This window comes from Streptomyces sp. NPDC006551, from assembly GCF_040611675.1.
Classification (GTDB): Bacteria; Actinomycetota; Actinomycetes; order Streptomycetales; family Streptomycetaceae; genus Streptomyces.
In genome coordinates this window covers 385,469-394,653 of the sequence record NZ_JBEXOT010000003.1, presented here as the reverse complement: position 1 = coordinate 394,653, position 9,185 = coordinate 385,469, and the positions used below count along the sequence as shown (strand labels likewise).

Here is a 9,185-nt window from a genome sequence, read left to right as displayed (position 1 = left end):
ACCGGTTATCCGGTGCACACACACGAGAGCGGAACGATCGGTCGGAATAGGACCGGTCGTTCACAGCGTCCTCGCTGTGTTGTTGCCTACCCGCCGCATGGGCCGGTAGGGCTTTCAAAGGAACCTCGCCATCCGAAGATGGACGGGGTATCAACTAATCTGGCGTTGATTTTTGGCACGCTGTTGAGTTCTCAAGGAACGGACGCTTCCTTCGTACTCACCCTCTCGGGCTTTCCTCCGGGCTTTTCCCTTCGGTCTTTCGTGTTTCCAGCTTAGCAGATCCGTTTTCCGTTTCCGCCACCCGCTGGAGCGGGCTGCCGGTCCGTTCTTCGCTTTCGCGTTTCCCTTTCCGGCGGTTCCGACTCTATCAGATCCTTTCGGGCCTGATTCCCAGTCAGCGGGGTTTGTCTTCCCGGCTGTTGGGCCGTTCCGACGCTCAAACTCTAGCGGATTTCCCGAGCGACTCATAATCGAGTCTTTCGAAATGAATTTCGGCATGCCGAAATTCGTCCCGGTCGGGAGGTCGTGCTGGTTTGAGATGCCGCATCAGCGGCGGGAGTGGCTGTCGCAGAACCGTTCCGGCCCCGTGACAACTCGGAGAACACTACGGATACGGCCAGGGCGTGTCAACCCCGCCCCGCCAGGCCCCGGACGGCTTCCTCAGTCGAGGTCGGTCAGTCGGCCGCCCGCGTCCGGCTGGGTGTGCTCCACCCGCCTGAGCAGGCGGATCAGCATCTCGCCCAGGAGGCCGCGCTCCTCGCTCGACAGGTCCTGGAGGAGCTCCTCCTCGAAGTCCGTCGCCATGCGCATCGCCTCGAGCCACTTCGAACGGCCCTCGTCCGTGAGCTCCACGATCACCCGTACGCGGTTGTTCTCATCGCGGTCGCGCGTGACCAGGCCCTCGCCCGCCATGCGGTCGATGCGGTGGGTCATCGCGGCCGGCGTGAGGCCGAGGCGCTTGGCCAGCTCTCCGGGGCCCAGGCGGTACGGGGCGCCGGCGAGGACGAGGGTCTTGAGGACCTCCCACTCGGCGTTGCTGATGCCGAGGTCGGCGACCTGGCGGCCGTACGCGACGTTCATCCGGCGGTTCAGCCGGCCCAGGGCGGAGACGACCTTCTCGACCTGGGGGTCGAGGTCGCGGTACTCGCGCTGGTAGGCGGCGATCTGCTCGTCGAGGCTCGGCTCCTGCAGGGGCTGCGGGCCGGACTGCTCGGGGGTGTCGGACATGCGGGGAGTATCCCACGGTCGACGTTGGCGTTGAAGTCCTTCGATGTGTACAGTTAAGCATCGAACTTTAGGATTGAAGTCTTCAGGGTTCAGGCGTATAGAGCTGAACCCGCGACCGAAGTGGGTGAGTGTGACCAAGGCGATGGGTGCAGCGATGCGCCGAATCCAGGCGGGCAGCGCGCTGAGCGCGTTCGGACTCGGCTTCACCGTTCCGTACCTCTATGTGTATGTCGCTCAGGTGCGGGATCTGGGCGCGACCACGGCGGGCATCGTGCTCGCCGTCTTCGCCATGGCCGCACTTGTCGTTCTTCCCTTCAGCGGGCGCGCCATCGACCGGCGCGGCCCCGTCCCCGTTCTGCTGGTCGCGGCCGTGCTGGCCTCCCTCGGTTCCCTGGGCATGGGGCTGTCGGGGAGCGTGGCCGCGGTGGTGGGGTCGGCGGCGCTGCTGGGTGCCGGTACGGCCGTGATGCAGCCCGCGCTGGCGACGATGATCGTCTGGTGTTCGGACCCGGCCGGCCGGACCCGGTCCTTCGCCACGCAGTTCTTCCTGCAGAACCTGGGACTCGGCGTCGGTGGTCTGATCGGCGGCCAGCTCGTCGACGAGAGCCGGCCCGGCAGCTTCCTTCTTCTCTTCTCGATCGAAGCGGCGATGTTCCTCGTCCTGGCGGGGATCGTGCTGACCGTGCGGATGCCGGGCTCCCCCGCCCTCCAGGCCGACCGGCCCTCCGCCTCCAAGGGCGGCGGTGTGCAGGCGCTGCTGGGGCACAAGGCCATGGTGCAGCTGTGCGTCCTGGGCTTCGTGCTGTTCTTCGCCTGCTACGGGCAGTTCGAGTCGGGTCTCGCGGCGTACGGGACCGAGGCGGCCGGGATCGAGCCGTCGACGCTGGGGATGGCGCTCGCCGCCAACACGGCGGTCATCGTCGTCGCCCAGTTCGTGGTGCTGAGGTTCGTCGAGCGCCGCAGGCGGACGCGGGTGATCGCGGCCGTCGGTCTGATCTGGGCCGTGGCATGGGTCATCGCCGGGTACGCCGGCCTCGGGCACGGCAGCCAGACCATGGCGACCGCCGCGTTCATCTCCACGTACGCCCTCTTCGGGCTCGGCGAGGCGATGCTGTCGCCGACCGTGGCGCCGCTGGTGGCCGACCTGGCGCCGGAGTCGATGGTCGGGCAGTACAACTCGGCGTTCGCTCTGGTCAAGCAGCTGGCGCTGGCGGTCGGTCCGGCCGTGGGCGGGCCGATGGGGGCCGCGCTGCACGGGCCTTACATCGTGACCTTCGTGCTCTTCTCGCTCGGGATCACGTTCCTGGCGGTCCGTCTCGGCAAGCAGCTCACTCCGGTGCAGAACCAGCCGTCGCTCGCGGCGAAGACGTCACGGATCGTCGCGCGGCACCGGCCGGAGAAGGAGACCGCCGCCGCCTAGGACACCCCCTGCCGGACTGTCTCAGTCCGGCAGGGCGAACTCGCACCAGACCGCCTTGCCACCCCCTGGCGTGCGGCGGCTTCCCCAGGACGAGGCGATCGTCGCGATGATCGAGATTCCGCGGCCCGCCTCGTCCTCCGATTCCGCTCTGCGGCGGCGCGGCAGATGGTCGTCGCCGTCGGTGACCTCGATGATCAGCCGGCGGTCGGTGCGGCGGAGCCTGAGGCGCATGGGCGGGGTGCCGTGCTTGAGGGAGTTCGCGACCAGCTCGCTGGTGGCGAGCACGCCGAGATCGCGTAGTTCGACCGGGAAGCGCCAGCTGGCGAGAACGCCCGACGCGAAGGCACGCGCGCGTGGCGCCGCCTCCACACCGCCGAGGAGCTCCAGGGCGGCGTTGTGGAACAGCTCCGCGTCGGCTCCCTTGCGGGCGGGATGCTGGACGACCAGCACCGCCACGTCGTCGTCGTGGTCGGCGGTGACGCCGAGCGAGCGCAGCAGCCGGTCGCAGACCACCTGCGGGGTGCCGGTGGCGCCGGACAGGGCGCGCTCCAGGGCGGCGACGCCCTCGTCGATGTCCTCGCGGCGGCGTTCGACCAGCCCGTCGGTGTAGAGGACGGCGGTCGAGCCCGGGGGCAGGGCGATCGTGCCGGAGGTGTGCAGCCAGCCTCCGGTGCCGAGCGGGGGCCCCGTGGGGTCCTCGGCGCGGCGGACCGAACCGTCCTCGTCCCTGACGAGGATCGGGAGGTGGCCTGCGGAGGCGTAGACGAGCCGGCCCTCGTTGGGGTCGTGGACGGCGTAGGCGCAGGTGGCGATCTGGCTGGCGTCGATCTCGGCGGCGAGACCGTCGAGGAGCTGGAGCACTTCGTGCGGGGGCAGGTCGAGGCGGGCGTAGGCGCGTACAGCCGTGCGGAGCTGGCCCATGACGGCGGCGGCGCGCACCCCGCGTCCCATCACGTCGCCGATGACGAGGGCCGTCCGGCCGGCGCCGAGGGTGATGACGTCGTACCAGTCGCCGCCGACGGCCGCGTCGGTGCCGCCGGGCTGGTACGTGGCGGCGATCCGCAGGTCGTCGGGCTGCTCCAGCTCCTGCGGGAGCAGCGAGCGCTGGAGGGTGACGGCGGTTTCGCGGTGCCGGCGCTCGCTGGCGCGCAGCCGCTCGGCGGCCTCGGCGTGGTCGGTGACGTCGGCCGCGTGCACGAGGACGCCGCCACCGTCGGAGCCCGAGGACTCCACGGGAAGGCAGGTGACCGTGTACGAGCCGCCGTCCTTGGTCTTGCGGGACTTGACCGTACGGGGCTTGCCGCTGCGCAGGACCTGGTCCATCAGCGGCAGCAGGCCCAGTTCGTGCGCCTCGGGGCAGGCGTCGGCGACGGTGGCCCCGGCGGGACGGGGGCCGAAGGCGGCGGCGTAGGCGTCGTTGACGTACGCGATGCGGTGCTCGGGGCCGTGCGCGAGCGCGACCAGGCCGGGGAGCCGTCCGATGACCTCCCGTACGGAGAAGTCCTCCAGGGCGGGGACGTCGGCGGTCTCGTCGGCGAGGTGCTCCAGCTGCGGCCCGTACTCACCGCGGGCCGCGGGCACGGAGCCTTCGGTCCCCCGCGCGGCCATGCGGCGCTGCGTGCCGGGGAGCCGGGCGCTCCAACGGGTGAAGTTCACGGATCTGTATGCCTCGTGGTGTCGTCGGCCGTGCTGAGTCACTCTGTGCAGATGTGAGCCCACCTATGGTCACACGTCCAGTGTGACCGAGCGCACTGACATCGGTGTCAGCCGGGCTCGGGGCCTTCCTTGGGGGGCGGGGGTGCGGCGGCGAGTTCGAACTCGGCGCGGGGGTGTTCCAGCGAGCCGAGCGAGACGATCTCGCGTTTGAACAGGCCGGAGAGGGTCCACTCGGCCAGGACGCGGGCCTTGCGGTTGAAGGTGGGGACGCGGCTGAGGTGGTAGGCCCGGTGCATGAACCAGGCCGGGTATCCCTTGAGTTTGCGGCCGTAGACGTGGGCGACGCCCTTGTGGAGGCCGAGGGAGGCGACGGAGCCCGCGTACTTGTGGGCGTACTCCTTGAGCGGCTGTCCGCGCAGGGAGGCGGCGATGTTCTCGGCGAGGACCTTGGTCTGACGCACCGCGTGCTGGGCGTTGGGGGCGCATTCCCGGCCGGGCTCGTCCGCGGTGATGTCGGGGACGGCGGCGGCGTCGCCGGCCGCCCAGGCGTGCTCGGCGCCGTCGACGGTCAGTTTCGCCGTGCACTTGAGCCGGCCGCGTTCGTTGAGGGGCAGGTCGGTGGCGGCGAGGACGGGTGCGGGTTTGACGCCGGCCGTCCACACGACGGTACGGGTGGGGATCCGGCTGCCGTCGCTGAGGACGGCCACACGGTCCTCGCAGGACTCCAGCCGGGTGTCCAGACGTACGTCGATGTTGCGGGCGCGCAGCTCGCGGATCGCGTACTTCCCCATCTCCTCGCCGACTTCGGGCAGGATCCGGTGGGTCGCCTCGACGAGGACCCATTTCAGGTCCCCGGGCTTGATGTTGTGGTAGTACCGCGCGGTGTAGCGGGCCATGTCCTCCAGCTCGGCGAGGGCCTCCACGCCCGCGTAGCCGCCGCCGACGAAGACGAAGGTGAGGGCGGCGTCGCGCAGGCCGGGGTCGCGGGTGGAGGAGGCGATGTCCATCTGCTCGATGACGTGGTTGCGCAGCCCGATGGCCTCCTCGACGGTCTTGAAGCCGATGGCGTAGTCGGCGAGGCCGGGGACGGGCAGGGTGCGGGAGATCGAACCGGGCGCGATGACGAGTTCGTCGTACGTGAGCTGGATGTTGCCGGTGCCCTCCTCCTCGGTGGCGAGGGTCGAGAGCGTCGCCGTCCGCTTGGCGTGGTCGACGGCGTGGACCTCGCCGATGACGATCCGGCATCTGTCGAGGACGCGGCGCAGCGGGACGACCACGTGGCGGGGGGAGATGGAGCCGGCCGCCGCCTCGGGGAGGAACGGCTGGTACGTCATGTACGGGTCGGGTGTGACCACGACGATCTCGACGGCACCGCTTCTGAGCTCGGTCTTGAGCTGCCGCTGCAGGCGCAGCGCGGTGTACATCCCGACGTAGCCACCGCCGACAACGAGAATGCGCGCAGGTTCGGTCACTGTCCCATGACGCAACGCCGTCCGGGGTTTGTCCACAGGCCCGGCAAATTGTGTGACCGCGGAAGTGCGGGAGCGCGGGGTGGCGCACAGGGTGGGTACAACGGAAAGCGCCCAGGTCAGGGTGGGCGCGGGGGGTGAGGAGCGGGGTCGGAATCGGGAGAGTTCCGGTCCTTGCTCCGATCGGGGGGCGCACCGTGCGGAACTCCCCCTTCTGAATTGACCCCGACTCAACTATGTTCGTATGTCGTCGGGGCATCGGGCCGCCGCGCGTAGACCAGAGCGCGGAAGCGTCCGGAGTCCCGTGTCAGGGCGGGGAGTCTCCGGGGGGAGACATCATGAGCGGGGGAACGCTTATGCACATGCAGGATTCGTACGGCCACGCCGTCGTCACGGCGACGGACGGCCAGACCGACGGGCGTACGAGCACGTCGACGGGATCGTCGTTGATCGGCCGGGCCGCTCCGCTGCGCGTGGACGCGCAGCGCAATCTGGAACACGTCCTGCGCGCGGCGCGCGAGGTGTTCGGCGAGCTCGGCTACGGAGCGCCGATGGAGGACGTGGCGCGTCGCGCCCGGGTCGGGGTGGGCACGGTCTACCGCCGCTTCCCGAGCAAGGACGTGCTGGTGCGCCGCATAGCCGAGGAGGAGACCGCCCGGCTGACCGAGCAGGCGCGGACGGCGCTGGGGCAGGAGGACGAGCCGTGGTCTGCGCTCTCCCGGTTCCTGCGGACGTCGGTGGCCTCGGGAGCGGGGCGGCTGCTGCCTCCGCAGGTGCTGCGGGTGGGCGTGGACGAGGGGGCGGTCGTCGACGCGCTGCCGTCGGCGTCGGGCGACCAGTCGTCGGACGGCGAGGCGCGGGTGCCGCACCAGCGGGGCTTCGTGGAGCGGGCGGCGGCCCGGGTGGTCGCGCCGCGCGCGGTGCCGGTGGCCGAGCAGGACGACCCCGGTGCGGCGGAGCTCCTGGAGGTCGTCGGGCTCCTGGTGGACCGGGCGCGGAAGGCCGGTGAGCTGCGGGCGGACGTGACCGTGGCGGACGTCCTTCTCGTCATAGCCACGGCGGCGCCCGCTCTGCCGGACGCGGCGCAGCAGGCGGCGGCCTCGACGCGGCTCCTGGACATCCTGTTGGAGGGCCTGCGGTCGCGGTAGGAAGTGTCTCGGCGGGTCAGGGCCGGACAGGCCCTGGGCCGTCCGGGGCGACCCTGCGGTGACGGCCGCTCACGCCCGCCTGTTCGACGTTCCCGGAACTGTCGAGCACGGCACGAACGCGTGAGCGGTTACGCCCGGATACAGGAAGTCGCCCCGGACGAGTGGTAAGTGGACGCGACGGTTCGGGGCGCCTCCGCTCTGTGTCACGCTTGCCCGGTGTTCGGGTCTGAGCGTGCGTACGGGGGCTTCCGCGATGAGCGGTGACGGACGGGACGAGCCGCTGGATGAAGGCGGCGCCACGGATACCGGCGACGCCCCGGGGAGCGGAGGCCCACCCTCCTGGCAGGTGCCGAGCCAGGGCGGCCCGGGAGGCTCGTGGAGTACGTCCACGGGCGCGGCGGGTGTCACGGGCGCGGCGGGTCCCACGCCCGTGGGCGCCGAGCCGGGTGTGCCGCAGCAGCGCGAGGGCGGTGCCCTCGGGGCCGAGGCGGACACGGACGACACGGCAGACGCGGACGACGGCGTACTGCCGCCGCCGGTCGAACTCCCCCCGTCCGACGCCGAGCTGATCCAGCTGATGCGGGACGGCGAGGACAGCGCGTACGAAGAGCTGTTCCGCCGGCACTCCGAGGCCGTACGGCGCTACGCCAGGACGTGCTGCCGCGACGCGCACACCGCCGACGACCTGACGGCGGAGGTGTTCGCCCGCACGCTCCAGGCGGTACGGCGCGGGGCCGGGCCGGAGCAGGCCGTACGCGCCTATCTGCTGACCACCGTCCGCCGGGTGGCCGCGAGCTGGTCGAAGACGCGGAAGCGGGAGCATCTGGTCGAGGACTTCGCCGTGTTCGCCGCGCAGGCCGCACGCGGCTCCGAGTTCTCTGACCAGGACACGCTGGACCTCGGCGCCGATGTCCGGGCCATGCACGAGGCCGAGCGGTCCCTGGCCATGCAGGCGTTCCGTTCGCTGCCCGAGCGCTGGCAGGCCGTGCTGTGGCACACCACCGTCGAGGAGGAGTCGCCGAGCGAGGTCGCGCCGCTGTTCGGGCTGACCGCCAACGCCACCGCCGTCCTCGCCAGCCGGGCCCGCGAGGGTCTGAAGCAGGCCTACCTCCAGGCCCACGTCAGCCAGTCCCTCACCTCCGGCGGGGACTGCGCCCGCTACGCCGACCGGCTCGGCGCCTATGCGCGCGGCGGGCTGCGGATGCGGGCCCAGCGGGGGCTGCGCCAGCACCTGGAGGAGTGCGTCAAGTGCCGGCTCGCGGCCGGCGAGCTGGAGCACGTCAACGCCGGCATCCCGGCGCTGCTTCCGATCGCCGTCATCGGCTGGTTCGCCGCCGGGTACTCGCTCAAGGCCGCGGGCGTGGTGGCCGGCGGTGTGGCCGGGGCCGCCGGGGCCGGGGCGGCAGCCGCCGCCACCGGAGCCGGTTCGACGGGCACGGCCGGGGCGTCGTCCGCCGCCGTCGCCGAGGGGCTCGGCGCGCCCGCGAAGGCCGGGCTCGCGGCCGCGGTGGCCGCCGCGGCGGCCGCCGGTCTGGTGTGGGCGCTGTCCGGCGACCCACAGCCGGTCGCGAAGCCCGAACCGTCCCCGCCGGCCGTCGCCCCCGTCGTACCGTCGGAGCCGACCGCTCCGCCGAAGCCGAGGCCCACGCCGCCGCCCGTGCCCACGGCCGAGCCGGCCCCGCCTCCGAAGCCGACGCCGAGCCGGACGGTGAAGCCCCGCCCCAAGCCGACTCCGAAGCCGACGCCCGCACCGAAGCCCAGCCCGTCGAGGACCGCGCCCAAGCCGCCCGCGCCCCCGTCCCTCTATCGGGTGAGCCGGCTCGACTACGGCATCGCCGGCGACGGCACCAAGCCCGAGGTACGGCTCGAGGAGAGCAGCCCGATGTGGCAGCGCGACGGCCTGTCGATGGGCGGCAAGCGGTACGCGCACGGGGTGACGGTGCAGGCGCCGTCCTCGCTCACCATCGACCTCAACCGGCGGTGCACCAGTTACGACGCGCTCGTGGGCATCGACGACATGAGTGCCCCCCTCGGGGTCGGCGGCGTCCGCTTCTCCGTCTACGGGGACGGCGAACGGCTGTGGCGGTCCCCCGTGGTCGAGCCGGGCGATCCGCCGGTGCCGGTGCACGTCGGCATCGCCGGACGCGAGACGCTCCGCCTGGTGGTCGAGCCGCACACACCGTTCGGCCGGGTCGCGGTCGCGGACTGGGCACAGTCCCAGATCACCTGCGCGTGAGGCCCAACCGCCGCGCCGGTCAGATGGAC

The 9,185-nt window shown here is 71.7% G+C and carries 6 protein-coding genes; 3 read left to right on the top strand and 3 right to left on the bottom strand.

The annotated features are described in order from the left end of the window. Positions 1–660: 660 nt before the first annotated feature. Positions 661–1,227 (bottom strand): MarR family transcriptional regulator, encoded by a 567-nt coding sequence (locus ABZY12_RS06255; protein ID WP_356887646.1) that lies wholly within the window; start codon positions 1,225–1,227, stop codon positions 661–663. 142 nt (positions 1,228–1,369) lie between these two features. Between ABZY12_RS06255 and ABZY12_RS06250 the strand changes: the two genes are divergently transcribed. Beyond that, positions 1,370–2,647, top strand: a complete 1,278-nt coding sequence (locus tag ABZY12_RS06250; protein ID WP_356887688.1) for an MFS transporter — start codon at positions 1,370–1,372, stop codon at positions 2,645–2,647. A 21-nt stretch (positions 2,648–2,668) separates the two neighbouring features. Here the strand turns inward: ABZY12_RS06250 and ABZY12_RS06245 are convergent, their stop codons facing one another. Together ABZY12_RS06245 and ABZY12_RS06240 are read right to left on the bottom strand one after the other, a co-directional pair. Next, entirely contained in the window at positions 2,669–4,303 is a 1,635-nt protein-coding gene (locus ABZY12_RS06245) for a SpoIIE family protein phosphatase (protein ID WP_356887644.1), read from the bottom strand. A 107-nt stretch (positions 4,304–4,410) separates the two neighbouring features. Continuing rightward, positions 4,411–5,775, bottom strand: coding sequence for an NAD(P)/FAD-dependent oxidoreductase (locus ABZY12_RS06240; protein WP_356887642.1), 1,365 nt, complete (start codon positions 5,773–5,775; stop codon positions 4,411–4,413). A 353-nt stretch (positions 5,776–6,128) separates the two neighbouring features. Between ABZY12_RS06240 and ABZY12_RS06235 the strand changes: the two genes are divergently transcribed. After that, positions 6,129–6,920, top strand: coding sequence for a helix-turn-helix domain-containing protein (locus tag ABZY12_RS06235; protein WP_356887686.1), 792 nt, complete (start codon positions 6,129–6,131; stop codon positions 6,918–6,920). 253 nt (positions 6,921–7,173) lie between these two features. Continuing rightward, positions 7,174–9,156: a sigma-70 family RNA polymerase sigma factor gene (locus tag ABZY12_RS06230; RefSeq protein ID WP_356887640.1), complete on the top strand. Its 1,983-nt coding sequence runs from the start codon at positions 7,174–7,176 to the stop codon at positions 9,154–9,156. Positions 9,157–9,185 lie beyond the last annotated feature (29 nt).

Coding starts and splice junctions, on each gene's coding strand:
- ABZY12_RS06255 (WP_356887646.1), bottom strand. CDS start 1,227: ATGTCCGACACCCCCGAGCAGTCCGGCCCGCAGCCCCTGCAGGAGCCG.
- ABZY12_RS06250 (WP_356887688.1), top strand. CDS start 1,370: ATGGGTGCAGCGATGCGCCGAATCCAGGCGGGCAGCGCGCTGAGCGCG.
- ABZY12_RS06235 (WP_356887686.1), top strand. CDS start 6,129: ATGCACATGCAGGATTCGTACGGCCACGCCGTCGTCACGGCGACGGAC.
- ABZY12_RS06230 (WP_356887640.1), top strand. CDS start 7,174: ATGAGCGGTGACGGACGGGACGAGCCGCTGGATGAAGGCGGCGCCACG.